The sequence below is a fragment of the Streptomyces sp. TBY4 genome (genome assembly GCF_024213195.1).
Taxonomy (GTDB): domain Bacteria; phylum Actinomycetota; class Actinomycetes; order Streptomycetales; family Streptomycetaceae; genus Streptomyces.
This window is the reverse complement of record NZ_JANAVF010000012.1, coordinates 1-19,268: the sequence shown is the minus strand read 5'-3', so window position 1 is coordinate 19,268 and position 19,268 is coordinate 1. Positions and strand designations below refer to the sequence as shown.

Sequence of the window (19,268 nt, the reverse complement as noted above, 5' to 3'; positions counted from 1 at the left end):
ATCGACCGGATCGACGGCCTAGCCCCGCCGGTCGAGCGGGTTCGCCGCGATGCGCTCCTTCGCGCCGCTCGCCACGTAGGCCGCCGCCGCGCACTGCGGCTTGCGCGCGGCTTGGTCGCCGACCAGCGCGAAGAAGGCGTCGCCGAAGCCGAGGCGCGGGTACTCCGTGAGCAGCGCGGCAGTGAAGACGGGGTCGGCGTCGCCGACGCCGACCCCGGAGACGTCCGCGGTGGTACCGATCTGGAGCAGGTGGCTCTCCACGTCCTCGGCGGCCGTGACGTCCTCGCGCATGTGCCGCACGATGATCTCCGCGGCCCGCGCCCGCCGCGCCCGGGGCCAGCCCAGCCCCGCCGTCAGCACCCGCGCGACGTGGCCGCCGGCCTCCTCGAAGGGCAGCGTGTGGCTGTCGAAGGGCACGGTCAGCCCGAGGTCGTGCAGGAGCGCGCTGACGTAGAAGAGCTCGCGGTCGTACGAGAGCCCGTGCCGGTCCGCGTACTCGGCGCCGAAGGCGTACGACCGGACGGAGTGGTTCAGCAGCGCCGCGTCCGTGTACTCGGTGGCGATCTCCAGTGCGGCCCGGCCGGACGGAGTGTCAAGAGTCCATGTCACAAAGGTCATGGCAGGTCAGCGTAGGCGGGGCCGGAAGTCCACCTCCGAGGGGCCCTCCTCCCCCGGCCAGGCCAGCAGGCGGGGCGGAGCCGCCGGGGTCTCGGCGAGGACGGTGCCGCGCGAGACCACGTAGCGGGGGCGGACCTGGCGGCGGACGGCCTCGGTGGGCGATTCGGCCGGCAGCAGCACGAAGGAGGCCCAATTGCCCTGGCGGACCCCGTACTCCGAGGGCGAGAGCCCGAGGACGCGCGCCGCGCGCTCGGTCACCATCTCGAAGGCCACCGGGATCTCGTCCGCTCCGGTGAGCTGGGCGGCGTAGATCCCGACGAGGGCGGTCTGCAGCGGGTTGCCGGTGCCGAGCGCGTTCCAGGGGTCCATCACGTCGTCGTGGCCGAAGGCCACGTTGACCCCGGCCGCCAGCATCTCCTTGACCTGGGTGAGGCCGCGGCGCTTGGGGTAGGCGTCGAAGCGGCCCTGGAGGTTGAGGTTGGCGAAGGGGTTCGAGACGAGGTTGATCCCGGAACGCGACAGCAGGCGCTGGAGTTTGAAGCTGTAGGCGCCGCCGTAGGAGCCCATCGCCGTCGTGTGCGAGGCCGTGACGTGCCCGCGCAGCCCCGAGCGCAGGGCGTGCGCGGCCAGCACCTCCACGAAACGGGACTGCTCGTCGTCGATCTCGTCGCAGTGCGCGTCCACGCGCAGCCCCTGCTCCTCGGCCAGCCGGAAGGCGACGGCCAGCGAGGCCACCCCGTCCTCGCGGGTGTCCTCGAAGTGCGGGATCGCCCCGACCACGTCGGCCCCGCGCCGGACCGCCTCGCGCAGCAGCTTCTCGCCGCCGGGGAAGGAGACGATGCCCTCCTGCGGGAAGGCGACGATCTGCAGGGTCATGACCTCCCTGACCCGGTCGCGCACCTCCAGCAGCGCGTCGAGAGCGGTCAGCTCCGGGTCGGTGACGTCGCAGTGGGTGCGCACGTGCAGCACGCCCTGCGCGGCCTGCCAGCGGAGCACCTCGGTGGCCCGCGCGATCACGTCCTCGCGGGTCAGGGTCTTCTTGCGCTCGCTCCAGCAGGCGATGCCCTCCCAGAGGGTCCCGGAGACGTTGGGTCGCGGGTCTCCGGCCGTCAGGGCCGTGTCGAGGTGGATGTGCGGCTCGACGAAGGGTGCGCTGAGCAGCCCGCCGTGCGCCTCGATCAGCACCCCCGTCGCCGGGGGCTCCTTCTGGTCGTCGTACGGGAGCACGCGCGCGATCCGCCCGTCCTCCGCGACCTCGACGTCGTGCAGGCCTTCGCTGTGCAGCAGCCGGGCGCCCCGGACGATCATCCGCATGGCGCCAGCCTACGGCTCAACCCCGCTTGGCCTGGGCCTTCTGCTGCATGCCCCGGGTCTTCGCCGCGACCGACTGCACATCGCGGACGGCGGCCTTGGCGCGCGCCTCGGCCGCGGTGTTCTTCGCCATCGCACGCTCCGAATCGTGGTGTTCCGGCTTGCCGGTACGCGCCTTCTTCGCCATGACCGCCACTCCTTCTGCACGTCCTCGTACGCGGGACCGCGTACGCACACCACCCTGCGCCCGTTCGGCCCCGTCGGCATCTCGGGGGACGGGCCGCGGCCGATCCGGTTACATGGGGTGCATGACTGACGCCACCGCCGACACGACCCGCATCGACGACGCCCCCGTGCCCGACTGGGAGAAGCGCTTCCGGGCCCCGCGCGTGGGACTGCCCGACTGGGCCGAGGACGCGCCCGACCGCTCGCTCTTCGTCTCCAACGCCACCGGGACCTACGAGCTGTACGCCTGGGACCGGGCCACCGGCGCCCAGCGGCAGGCCACGGACCGGCCCAACGGGACCACCGACGGCACCCTCTCCCCCGACGGCGAGTGGCTCTGGTGGTTCTCCGACACCGACGGCGACGAGTTCGGCACCTGGGTCCGCCAGCCCTTCGCGGGCGGCCCCGACGAGCCGGCCACCCCCGGGCTGGAGGCCTCGTACCCCGCCGGGCTGGCCATCGGGCGGGACGGGACGGCCGTCGTGGGGCGCTCCACCGACGAGGACGGGACCACCATCCACGTGGTCCGGCCCGACGGGACGGAGCCGGTCGTCGTCTACCGGCACCGCGAGTCGGCGGGCGTCGGCGACCTGTCCCGGGACGGGACCCTGCTCGCCGTCGAGCACACCGAGCACGGCGACGCGATGCACTCGGCCCTGCGCGTGATCACCCTGGACGGCGCCACCGTCGCCGAGCTGGACGACTCCGCGGGCGGCACCGAGGAGCTGGGCCTCATGGTGCTCGGCTTCGCGCCCGTCGCGGGGGACACCCGGCTGCTCGTCGGCCACCAGCGGCGCGGCCGGTGGGAGCCGATGGTGTGGGACGTGGCCTCGGGCACCGAGGAGGGGCTGGCCGTCGACCTGCCGGGCGACGTCGGCGCCGAGTGGTACCCCGACGGGTCCGCGCTGCTGATCGAGCACGGCTACGAGGCGCGCAGCGAGCTCTTCCGCTACGACCTGGCCGCACGGGAGCTCGTACGGCTGGACACCCCGCCGGGGACCGTGTCGGGTGCGACGGCCCGGCCCGACGGGTCGGTGGAGTACCAGTGGTCCTCCGCGGCCGAGCCCTCCGTCATCAGGTCGACCTCGGGCGGGGTCGTGCTCGACCCGCCCGGTTTCCGGCCGCCGGGCTCCGTACCGGTGGAGGACGTGTGGGTCGAGGGCCCCGGCGGGCGGATCCACGCCCTCGCGCAGCGTCCCGCCGGCCACGGCGAGGGCCCCTTCCCCACCGTCTTCGAGATCCACGGCGGGCCCACCTGGCACGACAGCGACGCCTTCGCCGCGACCCCGGCGGCCTGGCTCGACCACGGTTTCGCGGTGGTCCGGGTCAACTACCGCGGTTCGACCGGCTACGGACGCGAGTGGACCGACGCCCTCAAGCACCGGGTCGGCCTGATCGAGCTGGAGGACATCGACGCCGTACGGGACTGGGCGGTGGCCTCCGGGCTCGCGGACCCGGCGCGCCTGGTGCTGTCCGGCGGCTCCTGGGGCGGCTACCTGACCCTGCTGGGCCTCGGCATGAACCCGGACGCCTGGGCGGTGGGACTGGCCGCCGTACCGGTCGCCGACTACGTGACGGCATACCACGACGAGATGGAGGCGCTGAAGTCCCTGGACCGCACCCTCTTCGGCGGTACCCCGGAGGAGGTCCCGGAGCGCTTCGAGGCCTCCTCGCCGCTGACGTACGTGGACGCGGTGAAGGCGCCGGTCCACATCGCGGCGGGCCTCAACGACCCGCGCTGCCCCATCAAGCAGATCGAGAACTACGTGGACCGGCTGGCGGCGCGCGGCGCGGAGCACGAGGTGTACCGCTACGACGCCGGGCACGGCTCGCTCGTGGTGGAGGAGCGGATCAAGCAGGTCCGGATGGAGATCGACTTCGCGCTGAAGCACCTGCCGCGGTAGGCCGTCGCCCGGGCCCTCGCGGGGCCCCGCCACCGGCGAACCGGTGCACCCCCCGTACGGTGGTGGGGTGCACCGGTTTCTCCTGACCCCGCGCTGGTGGGGGATCAACGTCTTCGTCGCGCTCGGCGTTCCCTTCTGCCTGTTCATGGGGACCTGGCAGCTCGGCCGGTTCGAGGACCGCGTCGACACCCACAAGGAGGCGACCAGCGCACGCCCCGCCGAACAGGCGGCCACGCCGCTGGAATCGCTGCTCCCGGTGGACAAGCAGACCTCCGGACGGCTCGCCTCGGCCTCCGGGGAGTACGCCGACCAGCTCCTCGTCCCCGAGCGGCGGCTCGACGGGAAGGACGGGTTCTACGTCCTGACCCTGCTCCGGACCGACAGCGGCAAGGCCGTACCCGTGGTCCGGGGCTGGCTGCCCGGCACCGCCGACGCGCGCCGGGCCCCGGCCCCGCCGACCGGGCGGGTCGAGGTGACGGGCGCGCTCCAGGCCTCCGAGAACTCCACCAGCAAGGGCGTGCACTCCGCGGGCGGGCTGCCGGCCGGGCAGCTCGGCGTCATCGGCGCCGCCTCGCTCGTCAACATCGTGCCGTACGGCCTGTACGACGCCTGGCTGACCGTGCAGACCCCCGCCGACGGGATGGTTCCCGTACCGGCGCAGGCTCCGGCCAACACCGGGCTCGACCTGAAGGCCTTCCAGAACCTCGGCTACACCGGCGAGTGGTTCGTCTTCGCCGCGTTCGTGCTCTTCATGTGGTTCCGGCTGTACCGGCGCGAGGTGGAGACCCTGCGCGACGCGGAGGCGGGCCTCCTCGCCGATGCCGCCGACGCCCCGGCGGAGCCGGAGCCGGCCGGGGCCGGCTCCGCCCAGTCCGCGCAGTCCGCGCAGTTGTAGGGATCGCCTACCTGAGCGGGATGACGCCCGTCCGGTAGACCGTTCCGCCGCACGCCTCCGGGATGGTCAGCTGCGTCGTCGGGCCGTCGGGGCCGTCCGGGTTCGGCGTGTGGGCGACCACCGCGCCGAGCGGCGGGACCTCCGCCTGGACCTGGCCCGTGCCCGTCCCGGCGTCCGGGGTGCCCGCGGTGCCCTCCTCCGGCGTTCCGCCCCCGGTACCGCTCGCGGCGGGACAGCCGCCCTCCGGCGGCACCCACGCGAAGCGGACCTCGTACTGTCCGTTCGGCGCGACCACGAACCGCAGGGACTCCACCGACGGGTCGGGCAGCAGCCCGGTCGCCGGATCGCCCGTGACGTGGCTGACGACGGTCACCGGGGCGCCGCCCTGGTAGGCCGGGCCGGCCGCCAGGGCCTCCGGGCCGCGGACCGTACAGCCGCGCGAGGACACGTTGGTGACCTTGAAGCTGCCGTAGATCTTGCCGTCGGCCGACGGGGCGCGGGTGCTGCCCGACACTCCGAGCTGGTTCAGGGCGCAGTTGGGCACGATCGAGGACGCGGGCGGGGGCAGCAGACCGCCGCCGACGGAGCCGGTGGTGCCGGGGACGGGAGAGGGGGCGCGGGGCGGGGTGATGTTCGGCCCGCCGACGCTCGGGAGGACGCTGCCCGGGGGGACCGGCGCGGCGCTGGCGCCGTTCTCCGCGTCCTCCTTGTCCTTGTCCTTGTCTTTGTCCTTGTCCTTGTCGGAGGACCTCTTGGGCTTCGGACGTGAGGAGCCGTTCTGGTGCAGGCCGGAGCCGCCGTTCTCGTTTCCGGCCGTCTGTCCGTGGCCCGCCATGGTGGAACGGTCGGAGTTCGCGCCCGTCCCGGAGGTCAGGTACAGGCCCACCGGGACCGAGCCGCCCAGCACCACCACGGCCGCCGCCGCGGCGACGAGGATCCGCCGGTTGCGGACCCGGCGCGCGGGGACCGCGTACCGCAGCCGCTCCAGCGCGTCGCCGGAGGGTTCGATCCCGCCGACGGCCCCGCGCAGCAGGTCGCGCAGCGCGTCCTCGTCACCCGCGGGCTCGGAGCCGGATCCGCCGGACAGGCCGGTCAGACCGGTCAGCCGCCGGAACTCGGCGTCGTTCGTCTTGCGGTCCCCACTCATGATTGCGCAGCCTCCATCGCCACCCGCAGCGCGGCAATGCCCCGCGATCCGTACGCCTTGACCGAACCGAGCGACAGGCCGAGGGTGTCGGCCACCTGGACTTCCGTCATGTCCGCGAAGTACCGCAGCACCAGCACCTCGCGCTGGCGTCGCTGGAGCCCTCGCATCGCCTTGATGAGATCGTCCCGTTCCAGCAGGTCGTACGCCCCCTCCTCGGCGCTCGCCATGTCCGGCATCGGCTTCGACAGGAGCTTCAGGCCGAGGATGCGGCGGCGCAGGGTGGAGCGCGAAAGGTTGACGACGGTCTGGCGCAGGTAGGCCAGGGTCTTGTCCCGGTCCCGGACCTTGTTGCGGGCCGAGTGGACACGGATGAACGCCTCCTGGACGACGTCCTCGCAGGAGGCGGTGTCGTCGAGGAGCAGCGCGGCGAGGCCCAGGAGCGAGCGGTAGTGGGCCTGGTAGGTCTCCGTGAGGTGGTCGACGGTGGTTCCCGCGATCACCTCGGCCGGCTTGGCCTCCTCGGCCGGCTCGGCCGCCGCGTCGGCGGGCTCGGCGGGCTCGGCGGGCTCGGCCGTCTTCGTGCTCCCGGTGTCCTCCGCGCTGTCGCGCGGCCCGGGCACCAGGCCCTCCGTGGCCGGTCCGGACGCACCGGTGCCGGGCGCGGCGGGCACCCCGGGCAGCAGGGGAGCTCCCGACGCCGTCGCGGCGGGCGGAACGGGAACGATCACCGGGAGCCCACCGGGCGCACGGGACCGCGGGCGCGACGGGACCGGAAGGGTCCCGGTGCGCGCCCGGACGACGGGGAGTTCGAGCAATGCTTCTGCCACGCCAGTTGGACGCGCGTCCCGCCGACAAGGTTGTACGCGCACGGCAGATTCATCGGCGGGGTTCTCATCGTCTTCTTGCGTAGCCGCTCACCCGGGCGCGCGTCGTCACTACGACGGCAGCCGTCGGGCCATCACCTCGATCAAGGTCTTAACGATGATCCTACAAACTGAAGGAGCCAAAATCAGCTGCGATCAGCTCCGCAGTTTGTGTGGCATTGAGCGCAGCGCCCTGACGGAGGTTGTCCGCGCAGACGAAGAACTCCAGTGAGCGCGGGTCGTCGAGCGAGCGCCGCAGCCGTCCCACCCAGGCCGGATCCGTCCCCGCGGCGTCCGACGGAGTCGGGAACTCCCCCGCCGCGGGGTCGTCCACCAGGACCACCCCGGGCGCCGATTCCAGGATCTCCCGGGCGTGCGCCGCCTCGACGGTGCCCTCGAACCGGGCCCGTACGGTCAGCGAGTGCCCGGTCAGTACGGGTACCTGTACGCAGGTCACGGAGACCGGCAGCTCCGCCAGGTCCAGGATCCGGCGCACCTGCGCCCGTACGGCCAGCTCGTGCGAGGACCAGCCGTCCTCGCGGAGCTCACCGGACCACGGCACCACGTTGAGCACGAGCGGACCGGCGAAGGGCCCGGTGTCCTCGCCCACGGCCCGGCGCACGTCCCCGGGATGCTCCCCCAGGGAACTGCCGGCGACCAGGGACAGCTGGCGGCGCAGCGCCTCCGCTCCGGCCCGGCCGGCGGCGCTCGCGGCCTGGTACGAGGAGACGGCCAGCTCGGCCAGTGCGTACTCGGCGTGCAGCGCGCCCAGCGCCGCGATCATCGCCGCGGCCACGCAGTCGGGACCGGCGACGATCCCGCGCGGCCGGATACGGACCGCGTGCCCGTTCACCTCGGGCACCACGAGCGGCACCTCGGGGTCCTCGCGGAAGGCCGCGGACTGGTCCACCACGACGGCTCCGCGCGCGGTGACCACGGGAGCCCACCGGGCCGAGACCTCGGCCGGTGTCAGGAAGAGCGCGATGTCGCCCGCACCGAGGCCGTCGAAGGCGTCTTCGGTGAGGGCGAGCACCTCGGTCTCCGTCCCGCGCACGGTCAGCCGGCGACCGGCCGAGCGCGAGGAGGCGATCAGGCGTACGTCGCCCCAGACGTCGGCCCGCTGGGACAGCATCTGGAGCAGCACGGAGCCGACGGCTCCGGTCGCCCCGACCACGGCGAGCGCCGGGGCCGGGGCGGACCGGGCCGCGGCTTCGCTCAACGTCCCGTGCCTCCGTAGACGACGGCTTCGTCGCTGTCGGAGTCGAGCCCGAAGGCCGAGTGCACGGCGCGGACGGCCTCGTTGACGTCGTCCTGGCGGGTCACGACCGAGATGCGGATCTCCGAGGTGGAGATCAGCTCGATGTTGACGCCCGCGTCGGACAGCGCCTGGAAGAACGAGGCGGTGACGCCCGGGTTGGTCTTCATGCCCGCGCCGACCAGGGAGATCTTGCCGATCTGGTCGTCGTAGCGCAGGGACTCGAAGCCGATGGTGGCCTTCGCCTTCTCCAGGGCGTCGATGGCCTTGTGGCCCTCGGCCTTGGGGAGGGTGAAGGAGATGTCCGTGAGGCCCGTGGAGGCCGCGGACACGTTCTGCACGATCATGTCGATGTTGATCTCGGCGTCCGCGATGGCGCGGAAGATGGCCGCGGCCTCGCCCGGCTTGTCCGGTACGCCGACGACCGTGATCTTGGCTTCGGAGACGTCATGAGCGACTCCGGAGATGATGGCGTGCTCCACCGGCTCGTCCCCTTGCGGATTCTCGTTGCTGACCCAGGTGCCCGGCAGTCCCGAGAAGGACGAGCGGACGTGGATCGGGATGTTGTAGCGGCGCGCGTACTCGACGCAGCGGTGCAGCAGCACCTTGGAGCCGGAGGCCGCGAGCTCCAGCATGTCCTCGGAGTTGATCCAGTCGATCTTCTTGGCCTTCTTCACGACGCGGGGGTCCGCGGTGAAGACGCCGTCGACATCGGTGTAGATCTCGCAGACCTCGGCGTCCAGCGCCGCGGCGAGCGCGACGGCGGTCGTGTCCGAGCCACCGCGCCCGAGGGTGGTGATGTCCTTGCTGTCGGCCGACACACCCTGGAAGCCGGCGACGATGGCGATGTTGCCCTCGTCCAGCGCGGTGCGGATGCGGCCCGGCGTGACATCGATGATGCGCGCTTTGTTGTGGACCGAGTCGGTGATGACGCCTGCCTGGCTGCCGGTGAACGACTGGGCCTCGTGGCCCAGGTTTTTGATCGCCATGGCCAGCAGGGCCATGGAGATCCGCTCTCCGGCGGTCAGCAGCATGTCGAATTCGCGTCCGGCAGGCATCGGAGACACCTGCTCGGCGAGATCGATCAGCTCGTCCGTCGTGTCGCCCATCGCGGAAACCACGACGACCACCTGGTGGCCGTTCTTCTTGGCATCCACGATCCGCTTGGCAACACGCTTGATGCCTTCGGCATCGGCTACGGAGGAGCCTCCGTACTTCTGCACGACAAGGCCCACGTGCGCTCCTCGCTCAGTCCGTCTCATTGCTGGTGCAGTCTAACGAGCGGCCGCAATACGACCGCCTCGTACCACATCATGAGACGAAAAGATCAGCAGACCGGTTGCCCCGCCGATGGGTTCCGTTTCTGGAAACTCACCGCCGGAACCTCACCGCCGGCCGAGCTGGCCGAGCTCCTCGGCCATGACCTGGCCCGCCTGCTCCGCCAGCTCGTCCTCCGCGAGGTCCTCGTCCGTGTCCAGCCCGTCCAGGGCGGCCAGCGGCTGGTCGAGGCGGACGTGCGCGATCAGCGACTGGAGGGCGCGCAGCGTGGCCGAGGCCGTCGGACCCCAGTTGGTGAAGTAGGAGAACTGCCACCACCACAGCGCCTCGGTGATCCGGCCCGCCTGGTGGTGGATGAGCCCGTGCCGCAGGTCGGCGACCACGTCGGCCAGGTCGTCGGAGATCCGGTGCGGGACCGGGGCCTTGCGCGGCTCGTAGGGGTCGAAGACCTCCGAGTAGACGTCGACCGGCTCCAGCATCACCGCGAACCGCTCGCGCAGGTCGTCCACGTCCGGCTCCGGGCCGAGGTCCGGCTCGTAGCGCTCTTCGGGCAGCACGTCCTGGTACGCGCCCAGCCGGCCGCCCGCCAGCAGCAGCTGGGACACCTCCAGGAGGAGGAAGGGCACGGCGCTGTCCGGGTCCTCGCCCTTGGCCACCTCGGTGACCGCGACGATGAAGGACTCGATCTGGTCCGCGATCGAAGCCGCGAAATCGTCCGGATCCAGTCCCAGGGCGTGCAGCGTTGCGTCAGACATCGAGAAGTCGCCTTCCTTCAAAGGCCCGCCCGAGCGTGACCTCGTCCGCGTACTCCAGATCTCCCCCGACGGGGAGCCCGCTGGCCAGGCGGGTGACCTTGAGGCCCATGGGCTTCATCATGCGGGCGAGGTAGGTGGCGGTCGCCTCGCCCTCCAGGTTCGGGTCGGTCGCGATGATCAGCTCGGTGACCGAGCCGTCCGCGAGCCGCGCCAGCAGCTCCCGGATCCGCAGATCGTCCGGGCCGACGCCCTCGATCGGGCTGATCGCGCCGCCGAGGACGTGGTACCGGCCCCGGAACTCGCGCGTCCGCTCGATCGCGACGACGTCCTTCGACTCCTCGACCACGCAGATGACCGACAGGTCGCGGCGCGGATCGCGGCAGATGTTGCACCGCTCCTCCTGCGCCACGTTCCCGCACACCGAGCAGAACCGGACCTTGTCCTTGACCTCCAGCAGCGCGTGCGCGAGGCGGCGGACGTCGGTGGGCTCGGCCTGCAGGATGTGGAAGGCGATCCGCTGCGCGCTCTTGGGCCCGACGCCGGGCAGCCTGCCCAGTTCGTCGATCAGGTCCTGGACCACGCCTTCGTACAACGGACTGCCTTCTTTCGGGACGGGGGAACGCCCGGGCCGGGGAGGCCCGGGAGGGAACTGCTAGAACGGAAGGCCGGGGATGCCGCTGCCGCCGCCCAGGCCCTGCGCGAGCGGGCCCAGCTTCTGCTGCTGGAGCGCCTGCGCATTCTCGTTGGCCGCCTGGACCGCCGCGACCACCAGGTCCGCGAGCGTCTCGGTGTCCTCGGGGTCCACGGCCTTCGGGTCGATCACCAGCGCGCGCAGCTCACCGGAACCGGTGACGGTCGCCTTCACCAGGCCGCCGCCCGCCTGGCCCTCGACCTCGGTGCGTGCCAGCTCGTCCTGGGCCACGGCGAGGTCCTGCTGCATCTTCTGGGCCTGCTGGAGCAGCTGCTGCATGTCGGGCATGCCACCACCGGGAATCACAGGTCACTCACTCCGTAGCGTCGGGCCAAGCGCCGGCGGCGTTGGTCAATCCGAGCCTACGTGCTCCCCGGGCGCCGCGCCCTACGCCGTGAGGACCAACTCTTTCGAGTGAGAGACGAGGCGTGCGCGTACCTGATGACGCCCCCCTTGCGGGCGGAAATCCCGGGAATCGTCGCCCACCGCGTCTCATTCGAAGGTAGGAAGAGCATGCGCACCATTGCGCACACGCGCACCACCACACGTTCAGCGCAGGCAGAGGGAGTGCCCGGGTGAGTCAGCCGGAGATGCAGCCCGAGGGGCCACCCCGGGATCCCGCTGAGGACGGCGACCTTACCGGCCGGCCGTTCCCTCTCGGGGACTGGGGCGAGCCCGCCGAGCGGCTCGACGAGCTCTACCGACGGGTCGAGGCCGATGCGCTGCGCACCGCCGAGTGGTACCTGTCGGACCGGGCCTGGAAGCGCCGCGGAGCCCGGATCCTGCGGATCGGGGCCGCCGTCGGCGCGGTCACGGGCGCCGCGATGCCCCTGCTGGAACTGACCGGCTCGGTGCCCGGGGCGGCCTCGTACGGGTATCTCGCGCTGCTCCTGGGGGCCGCCTGCCTGGGCTGCGACCGGTTCTTCGGCCTGACCTCGGGCTGGATGCGGGACGTGGCGACGGCGCAGGCCGTGCAGCGGCGGCTGCAGACCCTGCAGTTCGACTGGGCCACGGAGAACGTGCGCGAGATCCTGGGCCCGACCGAGGGCACCGCCAGCGAGGCCGCCGAGCGGTGTCTGACCGTACTGCGCCGCTTCTCGGAGGACGTGACCGAGCTCGTGCGCTCCGAGACCGCGGAGTGGATGGTCGAGTTCAGCTCCGGCCCCGCCCCGCTGGTCATGCAGTCCCTGGGCGCGGGCGGATCGCGCTCGGAGGCGTACGTGCCGCCGGCCCGCTTCCCGCTCCCCCCGGGCACCCGCCCGAACATGCCCCGCCAGAGACCGCCGGAGCAGCCGCGCTGACGGGGCGGGGCCGGCTCCGCGCGGCGGATCCGGCCCCGTCCCGTACTCCCGCGCCCCGTACCTCGTACGGGAAGCGTCAGCTGAAGATGATCATCGAGCCCTGGCCGAGGCTCCGGGTCGCCGCCGCGTGCAGGCCCAGCCATACGTGCCGCTCCCGCGCGAAGGGGCTGTCGTCGTACGGGATCGGCCCGGCGGGCTCCTCCAGCGACGTCGGCCGCCCCGGCGGGGCCGGCGCCAGCGGGGGGTTGAGGGGGTCTATCCCGATCGCGGGAGCCACCAGCGCGAGCTCGCGCAGCAGCCCCTGCGCCGACCCCAGCGGCCCGCCCCCGGCCAGCAGCTCCTCGTTGGCCAGCGGGTACGCGAAGTCCACGGGGACGTAGGCCCCCGCGTGGTCGTAGTGCCACACCAGGTGCGACTGCTGGGCCGTGGGCTCGAACATCTCCAGCAGTTGCTCGTAGTCCCCGCCCAGCTCGTCCACCGGAGTCACCGGCAGCCCGCAGATCTGGAGCAGGTACGCCCGCCGCAGGAAGTGCAGGGCGTCGTAGTCGAAACCGGCCACCGGGGCGACGTCCCCGGACAGCCCCGGCATGTACGCGAACACCGGCACGGACGGCAGTCCGGCCTCGCCCAGCGCCTTGTCGTACGAGGCGATCTCTTCCGCGAAGGGGTTGTCGGGGCTGTGGCACAGCACGTCGACAAGGGGGACCAGCCACAGGTCACAGGCCACTCGGCCTCCGATCAGTCGTTGCCGCCGATCGGGCCAGCGTAGTGCGCCGGACACGCTCAGCGAAGGGGTGAGCAGAACCTTGGGCAGAACTACGGCTCCCCCGGGCCCACCCTCCAGACCCATACGTCGCGCACCTGCTCCGGCTCGCGGCCCAGCAGCCCCGTGAGCAGGTCCCGCAGCTCCGTGTCCCGGTCCTGGAAGGGCAGGACGACCGCGCCGGCCTTCCAGTACTCCAGGTCCTGGCGGGCCTGCAGCCGCCAGGAGGCGGTGATCTCAGGCGGCTGCCCGCCGTAGCGGACGTCGCGCAGGAGGTTCGAGAGGTGCCGCGGGGTGGCCCCGTAGATGCCGATCCGGTCGGGTCCCCACGGGCCGTTGAAGTAGCCGCCGGCCAGCCGGAAGCCGAAGTCCGCCTCCACCTGCCAGTGCAGTGCGTCCGCCTGGCCCGGGTCCGGCAGCGGTACCGGAACGAGTGCCTCCCCGTCCTTGACGTAGCGCTTCCAGTCCCCGGAGGTGATGAAGGCGGGCACCGGCGCGCGGTCCCGTACGGTCAGCGGCAGCGGCAGGACCGGGATCAGCGCCGCCGCCACCCCCAGCAGGCCCAGCGTGCGCAGCTCCCGCGCGCGCAGCCGGAGGATCCGGTCGAGCGCGAGGGCGAGCAGGATGCCCAGGATCGGCGCGCACACCATCGCCAGGCGCCCCTCGATCACCGACTCGAAGAGCGGCAGCTTGATCATCAGCCGCCAGGGGCCCGGCAGCACGATCTCCGTGCGGGGTACGGGCACCCACGGCCCGAGGGACAGCAGGAGCGTGGCGAAGCCGGTGATCGCGAGGGCCCGTACCGCCCTGCTGCGCCACAGCCACACGCACACGGCGACGCCGAAGGCGAGCAGGGGCCAGCCGTAGAAGGCGTTCTGCTCGGTGGTGTTCAGGGAGAGTCTGCCGGCCGTCTCGGGGTCGCCGAAGAGGGAGCGGGAGGCGAACTCGATCAGGGCGCGCGGGCTGTTGCCGGCGTTGTCCCCGTGCAGGACCGAGTGGTAGCTCTGCGGGCCGAAGAACTGCCAGTACAGCGGTACGGCCACCAGCGGCAGGCACACCGCGAGCGCGATGGCCAGACCGGAGCCCAGCGGCTTCGCGGCCGCGAGGGCGCGGCGGGGGCCGACGAGGAGGTACGCGAGGCAGAACACCAGCATGCCGAGCGCGGCGATGAGCAGCGGCTCCTCGCCGATGAAGATCTGGTACGTCGCGAAGAGCCCGAGGAGCACCCCGTCACGCGTGACGTTGCGCCCCTCGCACAGGCGCAGGGTCCGGTCGACGATCAGCGGGAGCATGAAGAGGACGACGAAGTTCGGATGGCCGTTGGCGTGCGAGACCATCGGCGGCGCGAAGGCGGCGAGCGCCCCGCCCGCGGCGGCCGCCCAGCGGCTGCGCACGAACCGGCGCCGGATCAGCCAGTACCAGGTCCAGGCGCTGGCGGCCATGCCGAGCGTGAGGACCAGCGCGAAGGTGACGGTCTCGCCGAAGAGCAGCGTCAGCGGGATCAGCGGGACGTTCAGGCCGAGCATCGTGGCGTTGGCCATCAGGTTCACGCCGTCGGGCATGCCCTGGGAGAGGGTGAAGAGCGGGTTGCGCAGGTGCGTGATGTTGTCGGTGGTGACGCCGACGAACCACTCCCACTGGTTCTGGTCCTGGAGCGCGTCCGCGAGGTAGGCGCCCTTGAGGTCCGTCCACAGGCCCTGGAAGACGTAGAGGGAGAGCAGGAGGAAGACGCCGGCCACGGCGAGGCCGCCGGCGTTGAGGCGGAACAGGTCGCCGAGGGCCCGGCGGCGGTCGGGGCGCGGGGCGTCCGGGACGTTCCGGGTGCGGCCGCGGTGTGCGGGGAGCTCGACCTCCGCCACGTGCCAGCCCTGACGGCGGATCCAGCGCAGGACCTCGGCGTCGACGGCCGGTCCGTCGAGGGTGGAGGCGCCGAAGGCGGCACGGGCGCGGTCGCCGTCGAAGAGGGCGAAGGCGCAGGTGTCGGCGCGGAATCCCGGTATGCCGGGGATGCCGAGGGTACGGACCAGGCGGCCGCGGGACCGGCCGAGGACGACGGCGCCGTCGCCGTCGCCGTCGCCGTCGCCGGACTCCTCGGCCAGGACCTCTTCGAGGCGGACCAGCTCTTCGAGCGGGGTGCTGAGGGCGGCGTCGGTGAGGAGCACGCGGTCGCCGGCGGAGGCGAGGACCCCGGCGCGGAGGGCGGCGCCCTTGCCGGGGGCATCCGCCTCGGTCCGGCGGATCCGGGGGTCGTCGGGGATGCCGGTGGCTTCGGTGGCGTCACCGACGACGATCAGTTCCCAGGCGCCCGGGCCCGTACCGCAGTGGGCGTCGAGGTGGTCGCGCAGGGCGGCGAAGGTCTGCTCGGGGACGGGGGCGGGGATGACGACCGAGAGCCCGACGGCGCCGAGCCAGCGCGTACCGGACGGGGTCGGGGTCGGAGTCTCCTGGCCGGCGCTCACGGCGCTCTCCCCGCTCACGCGCCCGCCGCCTTCAGGCCCGCGGCCCAGTCGAGACCGTGCTGGTTGTACGCGTGCACGAGGCGTCGTACCTCCTCGGCGTCCGCGCGGGTCACCGCGTCGATCAGTTCGTTGTGGCCGGACCACAGGTCGGCGCGCAGGTGCGGGTCCGCCTTCAGGTAGGGCACGGCGAACACCCAGCACTGCACCCGGATCCGGTGCAGGAACTCGGAGATGTAGATGTTGCCGACCAGCCCGCTCAGCTCCCTCCAGAAGCGCAGGTCGTAGCCGATCAGCACTTCGAGCGAGCCGTTCAGCGCCGCCCGCCGCGCCTCTTCCGCCCGGCGGCGCACCGAGACGAGCCGTTCCCCGGAGCCGGGGGCGGTGCCGCGTTCCACGAGCCTGCGGAAGATGCCTTCCACGATCAACGTACGAGCCTCGATCATGCCCCGGAAATCATCCACGGAGAAGACTCGGACGCGGAAGCCGCGGTGCTGGACGGAGTCGAGCAGGCCCTGCGCGGAGAGATCGACGAGGGCCTCGCGGACGGGGGTCGCGGAGACCCCGTACTGCTCGGCGATCTGCTTGACGGTGAACTCCCGCCCTGCCGCCAGGCGCCCCGCGAGCACCTCGTCACGCAGCGCGTCCGCGATCTGCTGGCGAAGTGTGTTGCGGGTGACAGCGCCGCTGCCTGGCATAGGGGTCCGTCTCCATCTGTGGGCTTCGGACACCTTAGGCCAGGCAGCGCGGCCGAAACCGATCGGTTTGTGGCCGCTATGTGGATTTACCGCCCGTTATCCGGACGGGCCACCCCTCTCTTCTTGATCATTTGGCTCTGCGCGGCGCCCGCCGCGGGCACCCGCGCGGGGTCGTCTTCGCTGCTCGGAGCCCGTTTCGCGGTCCGACCGCGCCCCGGCCGGACCTCATCCCGCCCACGGCCCCCGAGGCGCCGGCCGGACCCGGTGAGGTCCGGCCGGGCGTCCGCGGAACCTCCGTCAGGCCGAAACGTGCCGGTCGGCGACGGTCAGCGCGTCGTCCAGCAGGGCCAGGCCCTCCTTCGCCTCCGCCTCCGTGATGTTGCACGGGGGGACGACGTGGGTGCGGTTCATGTTGACGAACGGCCACAGCCCGGACGCCTTGCAGGTCGCGGCGAACTCGGCCATCGGCGCGTTGTCGGCCCCGGCGGCGTTGTACGGGACGAGCGGCTCGCGCGTCTCCTTGTTCCGTACGAGCTCCAGGGCCCAGAACGTGCCCAGACCCCGCACCTCCCCGACCGAGGGGTGGCGCTCCGCCAGCTCGGCGAGGGCCGGGCCGATCACGTTCTCGCCGAGGTGGGCGGAGTGCTCGACGATGCCCTCCTCCTCCATCGCGTTCATCGTCGCGACCGCGGCGGCGCAGGCGAGGGGGTGACCGGAGTAGGTCAGCCCGCCCGGGTAGGGGCGCGTGGCGAAGGTCTCGGCGATCGCGCCGGAGATCGCGACGCCGCCGAGCGGGACGTAGCCGCTGTTGACGCCCTTGGCGAAGGTGATCAGGTCGGGGGTGACGCCGTAGTGCTCGGCGGCGAACCACTTGCCGGTCCGGCCGAAGCCCGACATGACCTCGTCCAGGATGAAGACGATGCCGTAGCGGTCGCAGAGCTCGCGCACGCCGGCCAGGTAGCCGGGGGGCGGGGTCATGATTCCGGCCGTGCCGGGGACCGACTCCAGGATGATCGCGGCGATCGTCGCCGGGCCCTCGAAGGCGATGGTGTCGGCGAGGTGGGTGAGGGCGCGCTCGCACTCCTCGGCCTCGGTGGTGGCGTGGAACGCCGAACGGTAGAGGTACGGCCCCCAGAAGTGCACGACGCCCGCGGCGGCCGTGTCGGAGGGCCAGCGGCGCGGGTCGCCGGTCAGGTTGATCGCGGCCGCGGTGGCGCCGTGGTACGAGCGGTAGGTGGACATCACCTTCTGCCGGCCCGTGTGCAGACGGGCCATGCGGACGGCGTTCTCCACGGCCTCGGCGCCGCCGTTGGTGAAGAAGATCTTGTCGAGGTCGCCGGGGGTCCGCTGCGCGATGAGGCGTGCGGCCTCGGAGCGGGCGTCGACGGCGAAACCGGGGGCCAGGGTGCAGAGCGTGGCCGCCTGCTCCTGGATGGCGGCGACGACCTTGGGGTGCTGGTGACCGATGTTGGTGTTGACCAGCTGGGAGGCGAAGTCGAGGTAGCGCTTGCCGTCGTAGTCCCAGAAGTACGACCCCTCGGCTTTGGCCACGGCCAGCGGATCGATCAGGGCCTGGGCGGACCAGGAGTGGAAGACGTGGGCGCGGTCGGCAGCCTTGACGGAGGCGCCCGAGGTGACGTGAGGGGTCATGCCCGCAACCGTAGAAGTGCGCAGGTGGGGAGGGATATCGGCGGTCTGTATGCGGTGGGGGGGCGGGTCTCGGCAGTCTGTCTGTCCGACTGTCCGTCCGGCCGTCCGCCCCGGAAGCCATTGACAGCAAGCTGTCATAATGTCAGCATGCTGTCATAGAGAACGCGACGACGGCGACACCGGAGGCGAACACGATGAGCGAGACCCGGACGAAGACGCAGGCGGGCACGGGGACGGGCACGGGGACGGCGCCCCTCCGCACGGTCCACGTGGCGGTGTACGACACCTACGCCGACTGGGAGACGGGCCACACCACCGCGCACCTGACCCAGCACGGCTACGAGGTCCGCACGGTCGGCGTCACCGCCGGAAAGCCGGTCACCACGATGGGCGGCCTCCGCATCCAGCCCGACCTGTCCCTGGACGACCTGCGCCCGGACCAGTCCGCGCTCCTGATCCTGACCGGCGCCGGGCTGTGGGACGCGGGCGACGAGCTGGCTCCCTTCGCGGCGAAGGCCGGGGAGTTCCTCGCGGCGGGCGTCCCGGTGGCGGCGATCTGCGGAGCCACGGCCGGACTGGCCCGCGCCGGAGTCCTGGACGGACGTACGCACACCAGCGCGGCCCCCTTCTACCTCGGCGGCCAGCCGGGCTACGGCGGCGCCGGGCGCTACGTCGAGGCCGACGCGGTCACCGACGGCGACCTGATCACGGCGGGCCCGACGGAACCGGTGGCCTTCGCCCGCGAGGTCTTCGCCCGCCTCGGGGTGTACGAGCCGCAGGTGCTCGACGCCTGGTACCGCCTCTTCCACGACTCGGACGCGAGCGCGTACCCGGTCCTGATGGCGGCGGAGGCGGCGGCAGCGACCGAGGGAACGGACCCGAGCGATGCGTAACGACCCCCCGCCGGCCCGGCCGCCCGCCGCGCAGGAGCTCCTCAGCCGCACCGCCCTCGGTGTCTTCCGGCTCAACGGCCAGTTCCTCTCCGTATCGGAGGAGCTGGCCCGCCCGGCGGGGCTGACCGCGGCCTCGTGGCAGGTGATCGGGGCCGTCCTGCGCGAGCCGCTTCCCGTCGCCGGCATCGCGCGGGCCATGGGCATCACCCGCCAGAGCGTGCAGCGCATCGCCGATCTGCTGGCCGTCAAGGGCCTCGCCGAGTACGTCCCGAACCCGGCCCACCGGCGGGCGAAGCTCCTGCGCCCCACGGAGGCCGGCCGCGCCGCCGTCGCAAGGATCGGCCCGGGCCACGCGGCCCTGGCCACCCGCCTCGCGGAAACCCTCGGCGAGGACGCCTTCGCCGAAACGGTCCGCGCCCTGGAACACCTGTCGGCCGCCCTGGACACCCTGCGGCCCACGACCGACCCCCCGGCCGACTCCCCGACCGGCTAGGCCGTCTCTTTCGGATCTTGTCGGCCGAGCCCGCGGCGTCTGGCGCCGTGCCTGGCCGTGCTGTCGGGGCGT

At 72.5% G+C, this 19,268-nt stretch carries 19 protein-coding genes; 5 read left to right on the top strand and 14 right to left on the bottom strand.

The window, feature by feature from the left end; all coding sequences use genetic code 11:
- Window positions 1–18: 18 nt before the first annotated feature.
- Genes NLX94_RS25910 through NLX94_RS25900 form a run of 3 tightly spaced genes read right to left on the bottom strand, consistent with a single transcriptional unit; the run spans window position 19 to window position 2,116 of the window.
- Window positions 19–618 carry an HD domain-containing protein gene (locus NLX94_RS25910; protein ID WP_254385508.1) on the bottom strand — a complete coding sequence of 200 codons (600 nt, stop codon included), beginning with the start codon at window positions 616–618 and terminating at the stop codon, window positions 19–21.
- A 6-nt stretch (window positions 619–624) separates the two neighbouring features.
- Window positions 625–1,932 (bottom strand): cytosine deaminase, encoded by a 1,308-nt coding sequence (gene codA / locus NLX94_RS25905; protein ID WP_254385507.1) that lies wholly within the window; start codon window positions 1,930–1,932, stop codon window positions 625–627.
- Between the two features lie 16 nt (window positions 1,933–1,948).
- Entirely contained in the window at window positions 1,949–2,116 is a 168-nt protein-coding gene (locus tag NLX94_RS25900; RefSeq protein WP_254385506.1) for a hypothetical protein, read from the bottom strand.
- Window positions 2,117–2,237: 121 nt separating this feature from the next.
- Here NLX94_RS25900 and NLX94_RS25895 point away from each other — a divergent pair, with 121 nt between their 5' ends.
- Together NLX94_RS25895 and NLX94_RS25890 are read left to right on the top strand one after the other, a co-directional pair.
- On the top strand, window positions 2,238–4,058 hold the full coding sequence (locus tag NLX94_RS25895; protein ID WP_254385505.1) for a prolyl oligopeptidase family serine peptidase: 1,821 nt from the start codon (window positions 2,238–2,240) through the stop codon (window positions 4,056–4,058).
- A gap of 67 nt (window positions 4,059–4,125) precedes the next feature.
- Window positions 4,126–4,953 carry an SURF1 family protein gene (locus NLX94_RS25890; RefSeq protein WP_254385504.1) on the top strand — a complete coding sequence of 276 codons (828 nt, stop codon included), beginning with the start codon at window positions 4,126–4,128 and terminating at the stop codon, window positions 4,951–4,953.
- A 7-nt stretch (window positions 4,954–4,960) separates the two neighbouring features.
- Here NLX94_RS25890 and NLX94_RS25885 read toward each other — a convergent pair whose 3' ends face one another.
- The 7 genes from NLX94_RS25885 to NLX94_RS25855 form a co-directional block, all read right to left on the bottom strand.
- Window positions 4,961–6,100: a hypothetical protein gene (locus NLX94_RS25885; RefSeq protein WP_254385503.1), complete on the bottom strand. Its 1,140-nt coding sequence runs from the start codon at window positions 6,098–6,100 to the stop codon at window positions 4,961–4,963.
- A complete protein-coding gene (locus tag NLX94_RS25880) occupies window positions 6,097–6,828 on the bottom strand; it encodes a SigE family RNA polymerase sigma factor (RefSeq protein WP_254385502.1) in 732 nt (243 codons plus the stop codon). The genes NLX94_RS25885 and NLX94_RS25880 overlap by 4 nt, the downstream gene beginning before the upstream one ends.
- A gap of 259 nt (window positions 6,829–7,087) precedes the next feature.
- Window positions 7,088–8,182, bottom strand: coding sequence for an aspartate-semialdehyde dehydrogenase (locus tag NLX94_RS25875; protein ID WP_302170485.1), 1,095 nt, complete (start codon window positions 8,180–8,182; stop codon window positions 7,088–7,090).
- Window positions 8,179–9,453, bottom strand: coding sequence for an aspartate kinase (locus NLX94_RS25870; protein ID WP_254385501.1), 1,275 nt, complete (start codon window positions 9,451–9,453; stop codon window positions 8,179–8,181). The genes NLX94_RS25875 and NLX94_RS25870 overlap by 4 nt, the downstream gene beginning before the upstream one ends.
- A 150-nt stretch (window positions 9,454–9,603) precedes the next feature.
- A complete protein-coding gene (locus NLX94_RS25865) occupies window positions 9,604–10,251 on the bottom strand; it encodes a DUF5063 domain-containing protein (RefSeq protein ID WP_254385500.1) in 648 nt (215 codons plus the stop codon).
- On the bottom strand, window positions 10,244–10,843 hold the full coding sequence (recR, locus tag NLX94_RS25860) for a recombination mediator RecR (protein WP_254385499.1): 600 nt from the start codon (window positions 10,841–10,843) through the stop codon (window positions 10,244–10,246). Before recR ends, NLX94_RS25865 begins: the two co-directional genes overlap by 8 nt.
- Window positions 10,844–10,903: 60 nt before the next feature.
- Window positions 10,904–11,248 (bottom strand): YbaB/EbfC family nucleoid-associated protein, encoded by a 345-nt coding sequence (locus NLX94_RS25855; RefSeq protein WP_250744897.1) that lies wholly within the window; start codon window positions 11,246–11,248, stop codon window positions 10,904–10,906.
- Between the two features lie 269 nt (window positions 11,249–11,517).
- Between NLX94_RS25855 and NLX94_RS25850 the strand changes: the two genes are divergently transcribed.
- Window positions 11,518–12,243, top strand: a complete 726-nt coding sequence (locus NLX94_RS25850) for an SLATT domain-containing protein (protein ID WP_254385498.1) — start codon at window positions 11,518–11,520, stop codon at window positions 12,241–12,243.
- A 76-nt stretch (window positions 12,244–12,319) separates the two neighbouring features.
- On the opposite strand, the gene NLX94_RS25845 is transcribed toward NLX94_RS25850, so the two are convergent.
- From NLX94_RS25845 to NLX94_RS25830, 4 genes are all read right to left on the bottom strand, one after another.
- Window positions 12,320–12,970: a hypothetical protein gene (locus NLX94_RS25845; protein WP_243330640.1), complete on the bottom strand. Its 651-nt coding sequence runs from the start codon at window positions 12,968–12,970 to the stop codon at window positions 12,320–12,322.
- Between the two features lie 89 nt (window positions 12,971–13,059).
- Window positions 13,060–15,483, bottom strand: a complete 2,424-nt coding sequence (locus tag NLX94_RS25840; RefSeq protein WP_254385497.1) for a glycosyltransferase family 2 protein — start codon at window positions 15,481–15,483, stop codon at window positions 13,060–13,062.
- Window positions 15,480–16,160 carry a GntR family transcriptional regulator gene (locus NLX94_RS25835; protein ID WP_254385496.1) on the bottom strand — a complete coding sequence of 227 codons (681 nt, stop codon included), beginning with the start codon at window positions 16,158–16,160 and terminating at the stop codon, window positions 15,480–15,482. The genes NLX94_RS25840 and NLX94_RS25835 overlap by 4 nt, the downstream gene beginning before the upstream one ends.
- A 297-nt stretch (window positions 16,161–16,457) precedes the next feature.
- The gene (locus NLX94_RS25830) at window positions 16,458–17,810 is read right to left on the bottom strand and encodes an aspartate aminotransferase family protein (protein WP_254385495.1); all 1,353 of its coding nucleotides are present in this window, start codon (window positions 17,808–17,810) and stop codon (window positions 16,458–16,460) included.
- A gap of 194 nt (window positions 17,811–18,004) precedes the next feature.
- Here NLX94_RS25830 and NLX94_RS25825 point away from each other — a divergent pair, with 194 nt between their 5' ends.
- Together NLX94_RS25825 and NLX94_RS25820 are read left to right on the top strand one after the other, a co-directional pair.
- The gene (locus tag NLX94_RS25825) at window positions 18,005–18,703 is read left to right on the top strand and encodes a DJ-1/PfpI family protein (RefSeq protein ID WP_254385494.1); all 699 of its coding nucleotides are present in this window, start codon (window positions 18,005–18,007) and stop codon (window positions 18,701–18,703) included.
- Window positions 18,696–19,196, top strand: coding sequence for a MarR family winged helix-turn-helix transcriptional regulator (locus NLX94_RS25820; RefSeq protein WP_254385493.1), 501 nt, complete (start codon window positions 18,696–18,698; stop codon window positions 19,194–19,196). The genes NLX94_RS25825 and NLX94_RS25820 overlap by 8 nt, the downstream gene beginning before the upstream one ends.
- Window positions 19,197–19,268 lie beyond the last annotated feature (72 nt).

Bases quoted from the DNA above. Each gene is read 5' to 3' on its own strand.
- NLX94_RS25910 (WP_254385508.1), bottom strand. From the start codon at position 618: ATGACCTTTGTGACATGGACTCTTGACACTCCGTCCGGCCGGGCCGCA.
- codA (WP_254385507.1), bottom strand. From the start codon at position 1,932: ATGCGGATGATCGTCCGGGGCGCCCGGCTGCTGCACAGCGAAGGCCTG.
- NLX94_RS25900 (WP_254385506.1), bottom strand. From the start codon at position 2,116: ATGGCGAAGAAGGCGCGTACCGGCAAGCCGGAACACCACGATTCGGAG.
- NLX94_RS25895 (WP_254385505.1), top strand. From the start codon at position 2,238: ATGACTGACGCCACCGCCGACACGACCCGCATCGACGACGCCCCCGTG.
- NLX94_RS25885 (WP_254385503.1), bottom strand. From the start codon at position 6,100: ATGAGTGGGGACCGCAAGACGAACGACGCCGAGTTCCGGCGGCTGACC.
- NLX94_RS25865 (WP_254385500.1), bottom strand. From the start codon at position 10,251: ATGTCTGACGCAACGCTGCACGCCCTGGGACTGGATCCGGACGATTTC.
- NLX94_RS25835 (WP_254385496.1), bottom strand. From the start codon at position 16,160: ATGCCAGGCAGCGGCGCTGTCACCCGCAACACACTTCGCCAGCAGATC.
- NLX94_RS25830 (WP_254385495.1), bottom strand. From the start codon at position 17,810: ATGACCCCTCACGTCACCTCGGGCGCCTCCGTCAAGGCTGCCGACCGC.
- NLX94_RS25825 (WP_254385494.1), top strand. From the start codon at position 18,005: ATGAGCGAGACCCGGACGAAGACGCAGGCGGGCACGGGGACGGGCACG.
- NLX94_RS25820 (WP_254385493.1), top strand. From the start codon at position 18,696: ATGCGTAACGACCCCCCGCCGGCCCGGCCGCCCGCCGCGCAGGAGCTC.